20 protein-coding genes are annotated in these 18007 nt (G+C 62.1%); 9 read left to right on the top strand and 11 right to left on the bottom strand.

The genetic code is table 11. The features are described 5' to 3' along the window. Positions 1 to 112: 112 nt before the first annotated feature. Positions 113 to 1312: a tyrosine--tRNA ligase gene (gene tyrS / locus AC3WK8_RS21285; protein ID WP_103325786.1), complete on the bottom strand. Its 1200-nt coding sequence runs from the start codon at positions 1310 to 1312 to the stop codon at positions 113 to 115. A 209-nt stretch (positions 1313 to 1521) separates the two neighbouring features. Between tyrS and AC3WK8_RS21280 the strand changes: the two genes are divergently transcribed. Together AC3WK8_RS21280 and AC3WK8_RS21275 are read left to right on the top strand one after the other, a co-directional pair. Further along, positions 1522 to 2943: a peptidoglycan DD-metalloendopeptidase family protein gene (locus AC3WK8_RS21280; protein WP_103325785.1), complete on the top strand. Its 1422-nt coding sequence runs from the start codon at positions 1522 to 1524 to the stop codon at positions 2941 to 2943. 3 nt (positions 2944 to 2946) lie between these two features. After that, the gene (locus tag AC3WK8_RS21275; RefSeq protein WP_031320629.1) at positions 2947 to 4038 is read left to right on the top strand and encodes an anhydro-N-acetylmuramic acid kinase; all 1092 of its coding nucleotides are present in this window, start codon (positions 2947 to 2949) and stop codon (positions 4036 to 4038) included. Positions 4039 to 4107: 69 nt separating this feature from the next. Here AC3WK8_RS21275 and erpA read toward each other — a convergent pair whose 3' ends face one another. Together erpA and argC are read right to left on the bottom strand one after the other, a co-directional pair. Next, on the bottom strand, positions 4108 to 4458 hold the full coding sequence (gene erpA / locus AC3WK8_RS21270) for an iron-sulfur cluster insertion protein ErpA (protein WP_011063789.1): 351 nt from the start codon (positions 4456 to 4458) through the stop codon (positions 4108 to 4110). A gap of 168 nt (positions 4459 to 4626) precedes the next feature. Next, a complete protein-coding gene (argC, locus tag AC3WK8_RS21265; protein WP_103325784.1) occupies positions 4627 to 5661 on the bottom strand; it encodes an N-acetyl-gamma-glutamyl-phosphate reductase in 1035 nt (344 codons plus the stop codon). A gap of 136 nt (positions 5662 to 5797) precedes the next feature. On the opposite strand from argC, the gene hemJ reads away from it, so the two are divergent. From hemJ to coq7, 6 genes are all read left to right on the top strand, one after another. Next, complete coding sequence (hemJ, locus tag AC3WK8_RS21260; RefSeq protein ID WP_053137565.1) at positions 5798 to 6229, top strand: protoporphyrinogen oxidase HemJ; 432 nt, start codon at positions 5798 to 5800, stop codon at positions 6227 to 6229. Between the two features lie 32 nt (positions 6230 to 6261). Beyond that, positions 6262 to 7230 carry an NAD(P)H-dependent flavin oxidoreductase gene (locus tag AC3WK8_RS21255; RefSeq protein WP_103325783.1) on the top strand — a complete coding sequence of 323 codons (969 nt, stop codon included), beginning with the start codon at positions 6262 to 6264 and terminating at the stop codon, positions 7228 to 7230. Between the two features lie 94 nt (positions 7231 to 7324). Beyond that, positions 7325 to 8269 carry a DUF805 domain-containing protein gene (locus AC3WK8_RS21250; RefSeq protein WP_085599162.1) on the top strand — a complete coding sequence of 315 codons (945 nt, stop codon included), beginning with the start codon at positions 7325 to 7327 and terminating at the stop codon, positions 8267 to 8269. A 61-nt stretch (positions 8270 to 8330) separates the two neighbouring features. After that, positions 8331 to 9119, top strand: coding sequence for an SDR family NAD(P)-dependent oxidoreductase (locus AC3WK8_RS21245; protein WP_022641394.1), 789 nt, complete (start codon positions 8331 to 8333; stop codon positions 9117 to 9119). A gap of 74 nt (positions 9120 to 9193) precedes the next feature. After that, positions 9194 to 9532, top strand: coding sequence for a histidine triad nucleotide-binding protein (locus tag AC3WK8_RS21240; RefSeq protein WP_085599158.1), 339 nt, complete (start codon positions 9194 to 9196; stop codon positions 9530 to 9532). A gap of 121 nt (positions 9533 to 9653) precedes the next feature. Further along, positions 9654 to 10301 carry a 2-polyprenyl-3-methyl-6-methoxy-1,4-benzoquinone monooxygenase gene (gene coq7, locus AC3WK8_RS21235; RefSeq protein WP_022641396.1) on the top strand — a complete coding sequence of 216 codons (648 nt, stop codon included), beginning with the start codon at positions 9654 to 9656 and terminating at the stop codon, positions 10299 to 10301. 56 nt (positions 10302 to 10357) lie between these two features. Here coq7 and AC3WK8_RS21230 read toward each other — a convergent pair whose 3' ends face one another. Continuing rightward, positions 10358 to 10780, bottom strand: a complete 423-nt coding sequence (locus AC3WK8_RS21230) for an OsmC family protein (RefSeq protein ID WP_031320630.1) — start codon at positions 10778 to 10780, stop codon at positions 10358 to 10360. Positions 10781 to 11019: 239 nt separating this feature from the next. Here AC3WK8_RS21230 and crp point away from each other — a divergent pair, with 239 nt between their 5' ends. Continuing rightward, a complete protein-coding gene (gene crp, locus AC3WK8_RS21225) occupies positions 11020 to 11664 on the top strand; it encodes a cAMP-activated global transcriptional regulator CRP (RefSeq protein ID WP_022641398.1) in 645 nt (214 codons plus the stop codon). Here crp and AC3WK8_RS21220 read toward each other — a convergent pair. The 7 genes from AC3WK8_RS21220 to rpe all read right to left on the bottom strand — a co-directional run bounded on the left by AC3WK8_RS21220 (position 11661) and on the right by rpe (position 17978). Further along, the gene (locus tag AC3WK8_RS21220) at positions 11661 to 12362 is read right to left on the bottom strand and encodes a lipoate--protein ligase family protein (protein WP_022641399.1); all 702 of its coding nucleotides are present in this window, start codon (positions 12360 to 12362) and stop codon (positions 11661 to 11663) included. The genes crp and AC3WK8_RS21220 overlap by 4 nt on opposite strands. Positions 12363 to 12430: 68 nt before the next feature. Beyond that, positions 12431 to 13267, bottom strand: coding sequence for an indole-3-glycerol phosphate synthase TrpC (gene trpC, locus AC3WK8_RS21215; protein WP_053137579.1), 837 nt, complete (start codon positions 13265 to 13267; stop codon positions 12431 to 12433). Beyond that, positions 13264 to 14313, bottom strand: a complete 1050-nt coding sequence (trpD, locus tag AC3WK8_RS21210; protein ID WP_022641401.1) for an anthranilate phosphoribosyltransferase — start codon at positions 14311 to 14313, stop codon at positions 13264 to 13266. The genes trpC and trpD overlap by 4 nt, the downstream gene beginning before the upstream one ends. A 9-nt stretch (positions 14314 to 14322) precedes the next feature. Next, positions 14323 to 14916 (bottom strand): aminodeoxychorismate/anthranilate synthase component II, encoded by a 594-nt coding sequence (locus tag AC3WK8_RS21205; protein ID WP_022641402.1) that lies wholly within the window; start codon positions 14914 to 14916, stop codon positions 14323 to 14325. Positions 14917 to 14929: 13 nt separating this feature from the next. Next, on the bottom strand, positions 14930 to 16417 hold the full coding sequence (gene trpE / locus AC3WK8_RS21200; protein WP_103325782.1) for an anthranilate synthase component I: 1488 nt from the start codon (positions 16415 to 16417) through the stop codon (positions 14930 to 14932). Positions 16418 to 16488: 71 nt separating this feature from the next. Continuing rightward, positions 16489 to 17307, bottom strand: a complete 819-nt coding sequence (locus tag AC3WK8_RS21195) for a phosphoglycolate phosphatase (protein ID WP_022641404.1) — start codon at positions 17305 to 17307, stop codon at positions 16489 to 16491. Further along, positions 17304 to 17978, bottom strand: a complete 675-nt coding sequence (rpe, locus tag AC3WK8_RS21190) for a ribulose-phosphate 3-epimerase (RefSeq protein ID WP_022641405.1) — start codon at positions 17976 to 17978, stop codon at positions 17304 to 17306. Before rpe ends, AC3WK8_RS21195 begins: the two co-directional genes overlap by 4 nt. Positions 17979 to 18007 lie beyond the last annotated feature (29 nt).

Raw genomic sequence — 18007 nt, 5'->3', positions numbered from 1 at the left:
TGTCGAAATCTTCGTAACTCGTTGAATCTAAAGGAGTTTTCCGTTTCGACTGCGCCGGAAGTGGGGCGAATTATAGAGACATTAAACTCGCCGTCAACACTTATTTTCAGGTTTATTCGGATTTAAGCGTAATGCGCGCAAAAGCCTTCTTGCCGGCCTGGCAGACATAGGTAGAACCCGGCACACATATAAAGGCACGATCCACTACTTGACCATCTACGCGCACACCGCCAGACCCGAGAAGATCGCGAGCCGCGGCGGAGTTCTTCACCAGCCCTGCCTTATTAAGGACAGCAGCAATCGGCATATCTTCATCCGCCACCAGCTCAACCTCGGGCAGGTCATCCGGAAGCTCGCCGCCCTTCATACGGTTACCGGCAGCACGATGAGCATTCGCAGCAGCTTCTTCGCCATGGAAACGCGCCACGATCTCTTCGGCCAGCTTGATCTTGATATCACGCGGGTTGGCACCAGCCTCCACGTCAACCCGGAATGCATTGATTTCATCCATCGAGCGGAAGCTGAGCAGTTCGAAATAGCGCCACATCAAGGCATCCGGGATGGAAACCAGCTTGCTGTACATCACTCCCGGCGCTTCCTGGATACCTACATAGTTACCCAGGGACTTGGACATCTTCTTGACACCATCCAGCCCTTCAAGCAAAGGCATCGTCAGGATGCACTGCGCTTCCTGGCCATAACTACGCTGCAGCTCACGCCCCATCAGCAAGTTGAACTTCTGATCGGTACCACCCAACTCGACGTCGGCACGCAGGGCTACCGAGTCGTAGCCTTGCACCAGCGGATAGAGGAACTCGTGAATGGCGATCGGTTGATTGGTGGAGTAGCGCTTGTCGAAGTCATCTCGCTCCAGCATACGCGCAACCGTGTACTGGGAAGTCAGGCGAATAAAGTCCGCCGGTCCCATCTTGTCCATCCAGGTTGAGTTGAATGCCACTTCGGTCTTGGCCGGATCCAGAATCTTGAAGACCTGATTCTTGTAGGTTTCGGCGTTATCCAGAACCTGCTCGCGAGTCAGCGGTGGCCGAGTAGCGCTCTTGCCACTTGGATCACCGATCATCCCGGTGAAGTCGCCGATCAGGAAGATCACCTTGTGCCCCAGCTCCTGGAACTGGCGCAGCTTATTAATAAGCACTGTATGACCGAGATGCAGGTCCGGGGCAGTCGGGTCGAAGCCTGCCTTGATACGTAGCGGCTCGCCACGCTTGAGCTTCTCGATCAGCTCGGACTCGACCAACAACTCTTCCGCACCACGTTTGATCAGCGCTAGCTGTTCTTCAACCGACTTCATAACAGACCCGCAAGGCTCAGATTCAAAAAGGAACCAACCATACAAGATCACGGACTAATTACAAGTTTTGCCCGGCGTACGGATACATCGGGAGACGGGAGTGTCCGTACGCTTGCGTCACAGATGATTTGGTTATATTTTATACAGTTATTTCATCTTCATCATGTCATTCATCTTTTCCATTTCATCTTTTCAAAGTCAAATTACCTATGAGCACCGAACCGCCTAAAGCGCCACCGCTTTATCCGAAGAGCCACCTGCTCGCCGCCAGCGGCATAGCAGCCCTCCTCAGTCTGGCCTTGCTGGTATTTCCTTCCAGCGATGTCGAGGCAAAGAAAACGACATTGAGTCTTGATCTGGAAAGTCCGATCGAGCAACTGCGACAAGATCAAGACGCTGCATCCGTCGAGCAAGCCACAAACGAGGCGGTTGCATCGCCATTTGCGCAGATCGACGACGCAGCCCAAGCCCCCACCGAAACGGCCGAAAGCGAGCCAACCCCTCCCATCGCGGAAGAACCCAAGGCTCCGGGACATCGAGAAGTCATAGTCGCGAAGGGTGACACCCTCTCGACCCTGTTCGAGAAGGTCGGCCTGCCAGCCACGGCTGTCCATGAGGTGCTGGCCAGCGACAAGCAAGCCAAGCAATTCTCCCAGCTCAAGCACGGCCAAAAGCTCGAGTTCGAACTCTCGCCCGACGGCCAGTTGAACAAGCTTCACAGCAAGGTCAGCGACCTTGAGACCATCACCCTGACCAAGGGCGCCAAAGGCTTCACCTTCGCCAAGGTCACCACCAAACCGGTGGTCCGTTCAGCCTATGTCCACGGGATCATCAACAGCTCCCTGTCGCAATCCGCTGCCCGCGCCGGCCTTTCCCATAGCCTGACCATGGATATGGCCAACGTCTTCGGTTATGACATCGACTTCGCTCAGGACATTCGCCAAGGCGATGAGTTCGATGTGATCTACGAGCAGAAGGTGGTCAACGGCAAGGTGGTGGGCACCGGCAATATCCTCTCTGCGCGCTTCACCAACCGCGGCAAGACCTACACCGCCGTGCGCTACACCAACAAGCAAGGTTCCAGCAGCTACTACACCGCAGACGGCAACAGCATGCGCAAGGCGTTCATCCGCACCCCTGTGGACTTCGCCCGTATCAGCTCGCGCTTCTCCGCCGGCCGCAAGCATCCCATCCTGAACAAGATCCGCGCCCACAAAGGGGTCGACTATGCCGCGCCACGAGGCACGCCAATCAAGGCCGCCGGCGATGGCAAGGTCCTGCTGGCAGGTCGTCGCGGTGGTTACGGCAACACCGTGATCATCCAGCACGGCAATACCTACCGCACCCTGTACGGCCACATGCAAGGCTTCGCCAAAGGCGTCAAGACCGGCGGCTCGGTGAAACAGGGTCAAGTGATCGGCTATATCGGCACCACCGGCCTGTCCACTGGACCGCACCTGCATTATGAGTTCCAGGTCAACGGCGTCCACGTCGACCCTCTGGGCCAGAAGCTGCCCATGGCCGACCCGATCGCCAAAGCCGAGCGCGCGCGCTTCCTTCAGCAGAGCCAGCCGCTGATGGCCCGCATGGACCAGGAAAAGGCCACGATGCTGGCCTCGAGCAAGCGCTGAGCCATGGCGCTTTATATAGGAGTGATGTCCGGGACCAGTCTTGATGGCCTGGACATCGCCCTGATCGAGCAGAGCCCGGCGATCAAACTGGTCGCCACCCACTACATTCCCATGCCCTCTTCCTTGCGCGCCGAGCTCCTGAGCTTGTGCGCCAGCGGTCCCGATGAGATCGCCCGATCCGCCATCGCCCAGCAGCACTGGGTTCAACTGGCGGCCGAGGGCATCCGGGCCCTGCTGCGACAACAGCAGCTGCAGGCCCTGGATATCCGGGCCATCGGTAGCCATGGGCAAACCGTACGCCACGAGCCGAGCCGCGGCTTCACCATACAAATCGGCAACCCAGCGCTACTTACCGAGCTCACTGGAATCACCGTCGTCAGTGATTTCCGTAGCCGTGACGTAGCCGCGGGCGGGCAAGGCGCCCCCTTGGTCCCGGCATTTCATGAAGCGCTGTTCGAGCAGCGCTCGGGCAACCGGGCAGTCCTGAACGTCGGCGGTTTCAGTAACCTGAGCCTGATCGAAACCGCCAAGCCAGTCGCCGGCTTCGACTGCGGACCAGGCAACGTACTGCTCGATGCCTGGATCCAGTTGCAGCGCGGAGAGAGTTTCGATCGCGGCGGTCAATGGGCTGCCAGTGGCCAGGTCGATCCATTGCTCTTGAAGACCCTGCTCAGCGACTCGTTCTTCGCCACTCGCGGGCCAAAGAGTACGGGACGCGAAGTCTTCAACCTCCCATGGTTGCAGCAGCAATTGGCGCAGCACCAGACCATCACCGCCGAGGATGTCCAGGCCACGCTGCTGGAATTGACCGCACAGACCATTGTCGAGTCCCTGCAATCTGCCCAGGACTCCACTCAGGAGTTGCTGGTATGTGGCGGCGGTGCTCACAACACCGCCCTGATGCAACGCCTGGCGACCCTGCTCCCCGCAACCCAGGTCAACAGCACCGCAATTTATGGCGTGGATCCGGACTGGGTAGAGGCCATGGCCTTCGCCTGGCTGGCCCATTGCTGCCTGGAGGGAATTGCCGGCAACCGCCCTAGCGTTACAGGTGCGCGCGGCCCACGCATCCTCGGTGCTATCTATCCCACCTGAACACCAGACAGCAGAACGCCGCAGGGTCATGAACCACTGCGGCGCTCTAAAACGGCTCTTGCTGATCGATCAGATCGAGAACGACGATCCACAACCACAGGTAGTGGTGGCATTAGGGTTCTTGATCACGAAACGCGAACCTTCCAGGCCTTCCTGGTAGTCCACCTCAGCACCTGCCAGGTACTGGAAACTCATGGGGTCGACAACCAGGCTCACACCTTCGCGCTCAACGATGGTGTCATCCTCGGCCACTTCTTCATCGAAGGTGAAACCGTACTGGAACCCCGAACAACCGCCGCCCGTAACGAATACGCGCAGCTTCAAGCGATCATTACCCTCTTCATCGACCAGGGTCTTCACCTTGTGCGCTGCACCTTGAGTGAATTGCAAAGCCGTGGGGGTGAAGGATTCAACGCTCATGCTGACTATCTCCCGGCGTTACGCCGCCATACTGCGTGATGACGCGCATTATCCGCTTCTCCCAGAAAAGCGGTCAACTATTGTTACGGTATATCAATAGTCGTACAGCAATGCCCAGAACGCAAAAAGGCCCGTCAAACGGGCCTTTTCTCCAACGCAACAACGCCCCTAAGGCAGCATGCCCGCATGGGACAGGCCCAGGCGCTCATCCAGGCCGAACAGGATGTTGAGGTTCTGGACGGCCTGGCCGGAAGCGCCCTTGACCAGGTTGTCGATCACCGACAGCACCACCACCAGGTCATCACCTTGCGGCCGGTGCACGGCAATCCGGCAGACGTTGGCACCACGCACGCTACGAGTCTCGGGGTGGCTCCCTGCCGGCATGACATCGACGAACGGCTCGTTGGCATAGCGTTTCTCGAACAGCGCCTGCAGATCGACCGACTTGTCCACGACTGTGGCATAGAGCGTGGAGTGGATACCCCGGATCATTGGCGTCAGGTGCGGCACGAAGGTCAAGCCAACGTCCTTGCCCGCCGCCCGGCGCAGGCCCTGGCGGATTTCCGGCAGGTGGCGGTGCCCCTTGACCGCATAGGCCTTCATGCTCTCGGAGGTTTCCGAATACAGCGAGCCCACGCTGGCACCACGGCCTGCACCGCTGACACCGGACTTGCAGTCGGCAATCAGACGGGACGTATCAGCCAGGCCAGCCTCCAGCAGCGGCAGGAAGCCCAGCTGGGTCGCCGTCGGATAGCAGCCCGGAACCGCAATCAGGCGCGCCTGCTTGATCTTCTCGCGATTGACCTCCGGCAAACCGTAGACCGCTTCGTCCAGCAGCTCGGCAGCACCGTGGGGCTGGCCATACCACTTGGCCCACTCATCGGCGTCCTGCAGGCGAAAGTCCGCCGACAGGTCGATGACCTTGGTCCCGGCAGCCAGCAGCTCGCCAGCCAGCGCATGGGCCACGCCGTGGGGGGTGGCGAAAAACACCACGTCGCAGGCGCCGAGGGTCTTGATATCCGGCACGCTGAAAGCCAGGCCGTCATAGTGGCCACGCAGGTTCGGATACATGTCGGCTACGGCCAGGCCCGCCTCGGATCGCGAGGTGATGACCTCTACCCGCGCCTGTGGGTGCTGTGCCAACAGACGCAATAGCTCGACCCCGGTGTAACCCGTGCCGCCGACGATACCGACCTTGACCATAAACCTTGCCCTCAACGAACCCACTGGAAAGCTGCCGATAATAGGGGCGGCAACCCCCTGCGACAACCGTCAAGGTGACGTATGGACGCTCTAGCCTCTACTATCGCGCCACCGTGAATCTGGGGGATAACCAAAAATGCTCTATCTATGGCTCAAGGCCTTTCATATCGTCAGCGTGGTCTGCTGGTTCGCCGGCCTGTTCTACCTGCCGCGCCTGTTCGTCTATCACGCCCAAAGCGAGGACAGCATCAGTCGCGAGCGTTTCTGCGTCATGGAGCGCAAGCTCTATCGCTTCATCATGGGCCCGGCAATGATCGCAGCGCTGGTCTTCGGCATCGGGCTGATCAGCCTCAATCCCGGTGCCTACTTCAGCCAGGGCGGCTGGATGCACGCCAAGCTCACCCTGGTAGTGATACTGATCGGCTACCACCACATGTGCGGCGCCCAGGTGAAACGCTTCGCCCGTGGCGAAAACGCCCGCAGCCATGTCTTTTATCGCTGGTTCAATGAAGTACCGGTTCTGTTATTGCTGGCTATTGTAATTCTGGTCGTCGTACGACCGTTCTAACTCTATCTAGCTGCTTTCCCGGGGGTATACCGATGTCTCTGCCCGCTTTGCTCGAACAACGCTTGCGCCTGCCCGTCGTGGCGGCACCGATGTTCCTGATCTCCAATCCAGAACTGGTCCTGGCCTGCTGTCGCAACGGCGTGGTCGGCAGCTTTCCGGCGCTCAACCAGCGTGAAAGCAGTGGGTTCAAGGCCTGGCTGGAAGAGATCGAAGCGGGCCTGGCCAACCTGGAGAATCCTGCGCCCTATGCCGTGAACCTGATCGTGCACAACAGCAACCCGCGATTGCAGGCCGATCTGCAGATCTGCATCGAGCACAAGGTACCGATCGTCATCACCAGCCTGGGGGCGGTCAAGGAAGTGGTGGATGCCGTACACAGCTACGGCGGCCTGGTATTCCATGACGTGACCACTCGCCGCCATGCGGAAAAAGCCGCCGAGGCCGGCGTCGATGGGCTGATCGCCGTCGCTGCGGGAGCCGGTGGCCATGCCGGGACCTGGAGCCCGTTCTCGCTGGTCGCCGAGATCCGCCAGTTCTTCGACAAGACCCTGCTGCTGGCCGGCTGCCTGAACCACGGGCATGAGATTCTCGCCGCCCAGGTGCTGGGCGCCGACCTCGCCTACCTCGGCACCCGTTTCATCGCCACCAGCGAAAGCCACGCGCCCCAAGCCTACAAGGACATGCTCCTGGGCTCCCATGCCGCCGATATCGTGCACACCGCCGCCGTATCCGGAGTACCCGCCAGCTTCATGCGCCAGAGCCTGGAGAACGCCGGCTTCGACATGGCTGCCCTGCAAGGCAAGGGCGAGATCAACTTCGGGGCCAAGCTCAAACCCATCAGCGACGAGGCCAAGGCCTGGAAAACCGTCTGGTCGGCCGGCCAGGGCGTTGGCGAGATCGACGACCTGCCCGGCATCGACCAGTTGATCGAGCGCCTGGACAAGGAGTACCGCCGGGCCCAGGAACGTTGTGCCCAGCTACCCAAACGCTGGCCACGATAACCAGTTCTCATAGTTTTTTGGCCAGCCGGGGGGCGCTGGCCTTAAACTACGCGACTTTATGTAAGCCTTCATTTCAAGTGACAGGGAAGCCCCCATGAGCGAGATCCGCTACAAAATCGTCTTCGACGGCACTTTGCTGCCCGGTGTCGAAAAGTCCACCGCGCAACTGAACCTCGCAGAACTGTTCAAGACCGATACCGCAGCAGTGGAGCGTCTGTTCAGCGGCCAACCGGTCGAACTCAAGCGCGACCTGACCCAGGCCGATGCCCAGCGCTATCTCGAAGCCCTGAAAAACGCTGGCCTCGATGCCCGGATCGAAGCCGAACCAGGCCTGGAGCTGAACCTGGAGGCCGTAACCCCGGCCGCACCGCGCCCAGCCAGCGTCGCGGATTCGCCTTACGCACCGCCACAGGCCACCGTCGGCGACGCCGTTCCCCAATACGCGACACTCAACGTCTTCAGCTTCGAAGGACGTATCGGCCGCCTGCGCTACCTGGCCTGGACCCTGGTGCTGACCGTGGCCCTGTTGGCGGTGATCGGCGCCGGAGCCTTGTTCGGCGTCATTACCACAGCAGTCCTCAACTCCACGCTGCTCATGGGCCTGGGAATTCTCGCCGGCGCCGTGGTGTTCATCGGCTTCATCGTCGTCAGCATCCAGATCAGCGTACAGCGCCTGCATGACCTGGGCTGGTCGGGCTGGCTGTGGCTGCTGAACTTCGTACCCATCGTCGGCAGCGTCTTCCCCCTGGTGCTGATGGTCAGCCCCGGCAGCAACGTGGCCAACCGCTATGGCGCCCCACCGCCGCCCAACACCACTGCGGTCAAGGTCCTGTCCTGGATGTGGGTGGTGCTGCTGGTCGCGATCATCATCGGCATGGTCGCTGGCGGCCTGAGCTCCCTGGAAGACCGCTACAGCGAAACCAGCTACAGCGAATCCTACGACTCCAGCAGCGACGAGGCCGAAAGCGCTGCCGATGCCGCGGCCGCAGCGGCTGAAGCCGCCGATGCAGCGAGCACTGTAGAATCCGAGGAAGAATAAACGCGTCCGAGCCTGCGACCCTTCCCGTCGCGGGCCGTCGGCCGTTGCGATGGAGAACTGCATGACCCGTTACGCTCTGATCACCGGTGCCTCCAGCGGCATAGGCCTGGCCATGGCCGAAGCCCTGGCCCGGCGTGGCCGCAACTTGCTACTGGTGGCCCGCCAGCGTGATCAGCTGGAAAGCATCGCCCTGGAACTGACCCAGCGCTTCGGCGTCGAGGTCCTGTTCCGCGCCTGCGACCTGGGCGAGCCCCTGAGGCTGTCCGGGTTCCTGCTGGAGCTGGAGGAGGGCGACCGGCAGATCGACCTTTTGGTCAACTGCGCCGGCATCGGCACCAGCGGGCCGTTCCTGGCCCAGGACTGGATGACCGAGCAGGACCTGATCGAAGTCAACATCCTCGCCCTCACCCGCCTGTGCCATGCCCTGGGCAACAGCATGGCGTTGCTGGGCGGCGGGCAGATCCTCAATGTCGCTTCGGTGGCCGCTTTCCACCCCGGCCCCTGGATGAGCACCTACTACGCCAGCAAGGCCTATGTCCTGCATTTCTCCGAAGGGCTGCGCGAAGAACTGAAAAAATGCGCGGTCAAGGTCTCGGTACTCTGCCCCGGGCCGACCCGGACCGCCTTCTTCCAGAACGCCCAGATGGACACCCGCAAGGTCGACGACAGCAAGTGGCTCATGAGTCCCGAGGAAGTGGCGCTGTATACCGTCCGAGCCCTGGAGAAGAACCGCGCCATCATCATTCCCGGGCGCCTGAACCGCTGGATGGCCCAGCTTGGCCGCCTGAGTTCACGCTGGTTGACCCGCAAGATCGTCGGCTACGTCAACCGGGCCTACTGCCCACGCTAGACACCCCGTCGGGGCTGGGCGCAGGGCTTGCGCCTGAGTACACTCAGCCCGGACCAACCAATGGAGAAACAGCTGTGGATACTCTGTTCACCAAGATCATCAACAGAGAAATACCCGCGAAGATCATCTACGAGGACGACCAGGTCCTGGCCTTCCACGACATTGCTCCGCAAGCGCCGGTGCACTTCCTGGTGATCCCGAAGAAACCCATCCGGACCCTCAACGACCTCACCGAGGACGACAAGGCCCTGGCCGGACACATCCTGTTCACCGCCCAGCGCCTGGCCAGGGAGCAAGGCTGCGAGGATGGCTTCCGAGTGGTGATGAACTGCAATGAGATGGGCGGCCAGACCGTCTACCACATTCACATGCACGTCCTGGGTCAGCGCCAGATGAACTGGCCTCCGGGCTGATCGAACATCCCCTCTTCCAGCGCCCTTGCGCCCGCCCCGGGCGAAGGTGCGCTGATCCAGCGCAGGTTTCACCCCATCGATTGGAGTAAACTGGTCGCCGTGATTCTTCCCGGAGATAAGCATGACTACCCAACGTCACTACTCGCCGATCGACCGCCTGCTGCTGCAAGCCGATATGGCCATGCGCACGCTGCTGCCGTTCAGCGGCCAACCTTATCGCCCGTCGCCGGCCATCGTGCAGCCGGAAGCGCAGATGAGTGACGAGGACACCCGGCACGTGGCCGGCCTGATGCGCATCAACCATACCGGGGAAGTCTGTGCCCAGGCGCTGTACCAGGGCCAGGCCCTGACCGCCAAGTTGCCCGAAGTGCGCCAGGCCATGGAGCACGCGGCCGAAGAAGAAATCGACCACCTGGCCTGGTGCGAGCAACGCATCCGCCAGTTGGGCAGTCATCCCAGCGTACTCAATCCGCTGTTCTACGGGCTGTCGTTCGGTATCGGCGCCGCCGCCGGGCTGATCAGCGACAAGGTCAGCCTAGGGTTCGTCGCCGCCACCGAGGACCAGGTCTGCAAGCACCTGAACGACCACCTGGAGCAATTGCCGCCCGAGGACGAAAAATCCCGGGCCATCCTCGAGCAGATGCGCATCGACGAAGAACACCATGCCGAGACCGCCCTCGAAGCGGGCGGCTTCCGCTTCCCGGCACCGGTGAAATTCGGCATGAGCCTGCTGGCCAAGGTCATGACCAAGAGCACCTATCGGATCTGAAAGCGAAACAAGAAGGGCGCCCCCAGGGCGCCCTTTTCTTTTGCCGCTGCCTGGGTTCAGCCCAGCTCGACGATCTCGTAGTCATGGGTAATGGCCACGCCGGCGGCGCCGAGCATGATCGAGGCCGAGCAGTACTTCTCGGCGGACAGCTCCACGGCGCGCTTGACCTGGGCTTCCTTCAAGCCACGGCCTTTGACCACGAAGTGCAGGTGGATCTTGGTGAAGACCTTGGGATCTTCACTGGCACGCTCGGCCTCCAGGAAGGCCTCGCAGCTCTCGACCGCCTGGCGGGACTTTTTCAGGATGCTGACCACATCGAAGTTACTGCAACCGCCCACGCCCAACAGGAGCATTTCCATGGGACGCACACCCAGGTTGCGCCCACCGGCCTCAGGCGGACCATCCATCACCACCACGTGGCCACTGCCCGACTCACCGAGGAACATGGCCTCGCCAGCCCATTGGATGCGTGCCTTCATCGCCCAGACTCCACTGCTTTTAAAAAAAGGGTCGCCAGCTTAGCACAGGGGTTTGGACTCGCAGCGAGCGGCATCTTGATGCCAAAAGCGACCCACCTGTAAGAAAATTCTTAAATCTGCCTGGGATGTGTCTGTTAAGCTGACGCCAAATGAATGGCGCATCGCCAGCTTTATGCGCCGATGCTTTCCGCCCCATAAGAAAACCACCCCATACCGTGCAGGCTTTCCGGGATACAACCATGGTTGCTATTGCCCCAACTCCCAAGATCAAACACCTCGACAAGCTGCTGGTGCACTGTCAGCGCCGTCGCTACCAGGCCAAGAGCAACATCATCTGCGCCGGTGACGTAGCAGACAGCCTGTACTTCATCATCAAGGGTTCGGTGACCATCCTCATCGAAGACGATGATGGCCGGGAGATGATCATCGCCTACCTCAACGCCGGGGACTTCTTCGGCGAACTGGGGCTGTTCGAGGACGCGGGACACGAGCAACTGCGTAGCGCCTGGGTCCGGGCCAAGGTGGAATGCGAAGTGGCCGAGATCAGCTACGCCAAGTTCCGCGAGTTGTCGCAGAGCGATCCGGACATCCTCTATGCGCTCAGCGGCCAGATCGCCCAACGCCTGCGCGACACCACTCGCAAAGTGGGCGACCTGGCCTTCTTCGATGTGACCGGGCGTGTCGCCCGTTGCCTGCTGGAACTGTGCAAGCAGCCGGACGCCATGACCCATCCGGACGGCATGCAGATCAAGGTCACCCGCCAGGAGATCGGGCGCATCGTCGGCTGCTCCCGGGAAATGGTCGGTCGCGTCCTCAAGGATCTGGAAGAGCGCAACCTGGTGAACGTCAAGGGCAAGACCATGGTGGTCTTCGGTACCCGCTAGCCCGGCAGGAAACTGCCGAGCATCTGTCGATACAGGCTGTCCAGGCGCGCCATGGCATCCGGGGCGGCAAACGCTTCATGCAAGGCGATGTGGCTTTCGGCCCGGCAACGCTGCTCCAGTGCGCAAGCCTGGTTGAAGGTATTGACCGCCCCCACCATGGATTCGCGCTCGTCATCCAGCAGCAGCGCCCCATGCACCAGGCCCACCGGCCGCTGCCCACCTTTGCTCTGGCGCCAGCGCTGGGCCGTGCCGACCATCTTGCGGCCATCGAGATTGACGTTGAACCGCCCATCGCAGAAGGCCCCCTCCACTTCCCCCAGCGACGGATTGCCGCCCAGTTCGCTGAGCAGATCGCAGATCGGCTGGCACAGGCGCCGGTAGGCGGTTTCGATCCGGCCCTGGTCGCCTTCGCTGCGCGGCGGGGCATACACCAGCGCGATATTCACCGTGGCCGCCGATTGCGGCACCGGCTCGCCACCGGTTTCTCGCAGCAATACCGGCCAGCCATTGGCTCGCGAGGCCTCGCAGGCCTGTTCGAACCCCGGCAAGCGGCTCAAGCGCCGGGGCATCACCAGCGCCCGGTCACTGGGCTGCCAGAACAGCAGGCCGAATTCCTGGTCACCGGCACAAACCTGGGCCAGCAGATCCTGCTCGGCCTGCAGGCCGGCTTCGACGGTAAGCGCGAGGGGTTGGGTCATGGCAGCGGCAATTCCTTGGCAATCATCATGAAAAAGCCGGCATCGCCGGCTCGTTCATCGTCTCAGGTTCAGTCCAGGGTCGAGCCCGTCACCGGCACGCCACGCTCCGGGAAGAACAGGCGCTGCAACTCGGTGCCCGGGTTCTCGGCCCGCATGAAGGCCTCGCCCACCAGGAACGAATAGACGTCGCTGATCTCCATCAACTCGACATCGGCACGGTTGAGGATGCCGCTCTCGGTAATCACCAGGCGCTCGCGAGGAATCCGCGGCAGCAGGTCGAGGGTGGTTTCCAGATCGACCTCGAAGGTGTGCAGGTTGCGGTTGTTGACCCCGACCAGCGGCGTGTCGAGGGTCTTCAGCGCCCGCTCGAGTTCATCGCCATCGTGCACTTCCACCAGTACATCCAGGCCAACGCCCTTGGCCACCGATGCCAGCTCGGCCATTCGCCCGTCGTCCAGCGCGGCGACGATCAGCAGCACGCAATCGGCGCCCAGGGCCCGGGCCTCGACGATCTGGTAGGGATCGATCATGAAATCCTTGCGGATCACCGGCAGCTTGCACGCCGCGCGCGCCTGCTGCAGGTAGAGGTCGGCACCCTGGAAATAATCCACGTCGGTGAGCACCGACAGGCAAGTGGCGCCGCCCTTCTCATAACTCTTGGCGATATCGGCAGGCACGAAGTCCTCGCGGATCACGCCCTTGCTTGGCGAGGCCTTCTTGATCTCGGCGATCACCGCCGGCTGCTTGAGCTTGACCTGCTCCTGCAGCGCCTTGGCGAACCCACGCGGAGCATCGGCCGCCCGGGCCAGGCTCTCCAGCTCGGCCAGGGTGACGCGCGCGCTGCGCTCGGCAACTTCCTCGACCTTGCGGGCGAGGATATTTTCCAGAACTGTCGGCACACTCATCCTTCATTCTCCTGCTTGAACACCGCGGTAAAGGCTCCCAACTCCTCGAGCTTCTCCCGGGCCAGGCCGGTGTGCAAGGCGTCGTGGGCCAGGGCCACCCCTTCTTTGAGGCTGCTGGCGTGATCCGCAGCATACAAAGCAGCGCCGGCATTGAGCACGATCATCTCGGCGGCCTTCTGGCCATGTTCGGTCTTGCGCCGCCCCAGGGCATCACGGATCAGCTCCAGGGAAGCCGCCGGGCTCTCCACCACCAGGCCGAACAGGCTCTGGCTCTTGATGCCCAGATCTTCCGGCTGCACCCAATACTCGGTGATCTGGTCGTTTTTCAGCTCCGCGACATAAGTCGGCGCCGCCAGGCTGAATTCGTCCAGGCCATCCTGGGAATGCACCACTAGCACATGCTTGCTGCCCATGCGCTGCAGCACTTCGGCCAACGGCCGGCACAGGGCCTGGGTGAACACGCCCACTACCTGGTGCTTCACGCCAGCCGGATTCGTAAGCGGGCCGAGCATGTTGAACAGGGTGCGCAGGCCCAGGTCACGACGCGGGCCGGCGGCATGTTTCATGGCGCCATGGTGGGATTGGGAGAACATGAAGCCAATGCCGACGTTATCGATGCAACGCGCCACCTGGACCGGGGTCAGGTTCAGGTAGACACCCGCCGCTTCCAGCAGGTCGGCGCTGCCGCTCTTGCCGGATACCGCACGGTTGCCATGCTTGGCCACGGTGCAGCCGGCGGCGGAGACCACGAACGCAGAAGCGGTGGACACGTTGAAGATGTTGGCGCCGTCACCGCCGGTGCCGACCACATCCACCACGCCGTCGAGGGTCTTGAGTTCGACCTTGTCGGCCAGCTCACGCATCACCGACACGGCACCGACGATCTCGTCGATGCTTTCGCTCTTCATGCGCATGGCCATCATGAAGGCGCCAATCTGCGCATCGGTGCATTGGCCGGTCATGATCTCGCGCATGACATCGCGCATCTCATCGGTGCTCAGGTCCAGGTGGCCGACGATACGGCTCAGGGCAGTCTTGATATCCATGAAAAGTCCTTAGCGCGTGCCGCCGCTCTGTTTGAGGAAGTTGGCGAACAGCTCGTGGCCCTGCTCGGTGAGGATGGATTCAGGGTGGAATTGCACACCCTCGATGTTCAGTGTCTTGTGCCGCAGCCCCATGATCTCGTCCACGGAGCCGTCGTCCAGTTGGGTCCAGGCGGTGATCTCCAGGCACTCGGGCAGGGTCTCGCGCTTGACCACCAGGGAGTGGTAGCGGGTCACGGTCAGCGGCATGTTCAGGCCACTGAACACCCCCAGGTCACGGTGGAATACCGGGCTGGTCTTGCCATGCATCACCTGGCGGGCCCGCACCACCTGGCCGCCGAAGGCCTGGCCGATGGACTGGTGGCCCAGGCAGACGCCGAGGATCGGCAGCTTGCCGGCGAAATGCATGATCGCCTCGATGGAAACCCCGGCCTCGGTCGGCGTGCAGGGGCCTGGGGAGACCACGATGCGCTCGGGCTTGAGCGCCTCGATCTCGGCCACGGTCAGTTCGTCATTGCGCACCACCTTCACCTCGGCACCCAGTTCGCCCAGGTACTGCACGACGTTATAGGTAAAGGAGTCGTAGTTATCGATCATCAGCAACATAGGTGGAAACTCCTCAAGCCTTGGATGCGGGGGTTTGTTCAGCCAGTGCCACGGCACGGAACATTGCACGACGCTTGTTCAGCGTCTCTTCCCACTCCAGGGTCGGGACCGAGTCGGCGACGATGCCACCGCCGGCCTGGACATGCAGTTCACCATCCTTGATCACCGCCGTGCGGATGGCGATGGCGGTATCCATGTTGCCGTTCCAGGCGAAGTAGCCCACGGCTCCGCCATAGATCCCGCGCTTGACCGGCTCCAGTTCGTCGATGATTTCCATGGCGCGGATCTTCGGTGCGCCGGACAAGGTGCCCGCCGGCAGGATCGCCCGCAGTGCGTCCATCGCGGTCAGGCCTGCCTTCAGTTGGCCGGTGACGTTGGACACGATATGCATCACGTTGGAATAACGCTCGATGACCATCTTCTCGGTGAGCCGCACCGAGCCGATCTCCGAGACCCGCCCGGTGTCGTTGCGCCCCAGGTCGATCAGCATCAAGTGCTCGGCGATCTCCTTGGCGTCGGACAACAGGTCCTGTTCCAGGGCCAGGTCGGCTTCCTCGGTGGCGCCCCGCGGACGAGTACCGGCGATCGGCCGCACGGTGATCAGGTTGTCCTCGACCCGCACCAGCACCTCCGGCGAACTGCCCACCACGTGGAAGTCGCCGAAGTTGAAGAAGTACATGTAGGGAGTCGGGTTGAAGCAGCGCAAGGCCCGGTACAGGTCGATGGGTGCGGCGTGGAAGTCGATGGACATGCGCTGGGACGGCACCACCTGCATGCAGTCACCGGCCAGGATGTACTCCTTGATGGTGTCCACCGCACGCTCGTAGTCGCCCTGGGTAAAGCTGGAGCGGAATACCGGCTCGGCGGCCGGCGGGCGGTCCAGGTCCAGGCCGCGACGTGGCGTGATCGGCTGGCGCAGCTGCTCGAGCAACTCTTGCAGGCGCGCCTGGCCAGCTTCATAGGCATTGTCCTGGCTCGGATCGGCCAGCACGATGGCGTGCATCTTGCCCGCCAGGTTGTCGAACACCACCACCGCATCGGAAACCATCAGCAGGATGTCCGGTACGCCGATCGGGTCCGGGTTCGGACACTGGCCCAGCCGAGGCTCCACATAACGCACGCAGTCATAGCCGAAATATCCCACCAGGCCACCGTTGAAGCGTGGCAGGCCGGCGATGGTCGGGACGTTGTAGCGCGCCTTGAATTGCTCGACGAAGGCCAACGGGTCGGCCACCTCGTGGCTTTCGATCTCGACGCCGTCGAGGGTCACGCTGACCCGGTAGCCGTGCACCCGCAGGACGGTGCGGCACGGCAAGCCGATGATCGAGTAGCGTCCCCATTTCTCGCCACCCTGCACCGACTCCAGGAGGTAGGAGTTGGGCTGGTCGGCCAGTTTCAGGTAGATCGACAACGGGGTGTCGAAGTCGGCAATGGTCTCGCAGGCCAGCGGGATACGGTTGTAGCCGGCTGCGGCCAGGCGCAGGAATTCTTCGCGAATCATGGGATGCCTCGTGGCTTGAGGGTCTAACAGTCAGGTATGCAAACACGCCGGCAGGGCCGGCCAGACAAAAATCAGGCGCGCCAACGCCAACGGGCCAAGGCCTTGATGACTTTCATCCAGAGTTTGCGAGTGACCACCACGATGGAATTTCCAGAAGGGGATGGGACAGCGTCGGGCAACGTTATCTCAGCGGCAGGTTCTAAGCAACCGGGGATCAGCGCCCGCAAATCGTCGATTACCAGGGCCGGGGACTCCTCGGCAATCGGCCGTCCATGGTTGTAGCCGTAGCTCAGCGCCACGCACTTGACCCCCGCCGCCCGCGCCGCCAGCACGTCGCTGCGCGAGTCGCCGACGAACAGCGACTGCGAGGCCGGGATGCTGGCCATCTTCATCACGAAGAACAGCGCCGCCGGGTCGGGCTTCTTCTGCGGCAGGGTATCGCCGCCGATGATCCAGCGGAAATAGCGACCGATGCGCATCTGGTCCAGCAAGGGCGCGACGAAGCGCTCGGGCTTGTTGGTGATCAGCGCCAGCTCCACGCCCTGCTTGTACAACCACTTGAGGGTCTCGCGCGCACCGGGATAGACCACGGTCAGCTCATGGCTACCCTCGTAGGCGGCGTTGAACAGCTCCAGGGCCTGGGCGACTTCGGCATCGTCGATGTCCTGGGGATCCAGGCTGTTGGCCAGGGCCCGGCGCACCAGCATCGGTGCACCATTGCCGACCCACTGGCGCACCGCCTCGATCCCCGCGGGCGGACGGCCCAGCTCGAGCAGCATCTGGTCCACGGCGGCGGCCAGGTCGGGCACCGAGTCGACCAGGGTGCCATCCAGGTCGAACATCACCAGCCGTGGCAGCTTCCCCGAGAACAGCTGCTCGAAGGCACTCATGATCGAGCCAGCGCCAGCTCGGCGCGCATCTTCTCGATCACTTCCTGGTAGTTGGGCGCATTGAAGATCGCCGAACCGGCGACGAAAGTGTCGGCGCCGGCCGCGGCGATCTCGCGGATGTTGCCAACGTTCACGCCACCGTCGATCTCCAGGCGGATGTCCCGGCCGCTAGCGTCGATCAATGCCCGCGCTTCACGCAGCTTGTCCAGGGTGCCGGGAATGAACTTCTGGCCACCGAAGCCCGGGTTGACGCTCATCAGCAGCACCATGTCGACCTTGTCCATCACGTACTTGAGCACGTCCAGCGGGGTCGCCGGGTTGAACACCAGGCCGGCCTTGCAGCCACCCTCGCGGATCATCTGCAGGGAACGGTCCACATGCAGCGTGGCCTCGGGGTGGAAGGTGATGTAGGTGGCGCCCGCCTCGATGAAGTCGCCGATGATGCGATCCACCGGGCTGACCATCAGGTGCGCATCGATCGGCGCGGTGATCCCGTACTTGCGCAGCGCAGCGCAGACCATCGGGCCGATGGTCAGGTTCGGCACATAGTGGTTGTCCATGACATCGAAGTGGACGATATCGGCACCGGCGGCCAGGACATTGTCCACTTCCTCGCCCAGGCGGGCGAAGTCGGCGGAAAGAATCGACGGAGCAATAGCGAAGGGCTGCATGACGCACCTTTTTTGAGCGGAATCACGAT

The organism is Pseudomonas sp. FW507-12TSA (assembly GCF_058781435.1).
This window is presented reverse-complemented; position numbering and strand designations above follow the sequence as displayed.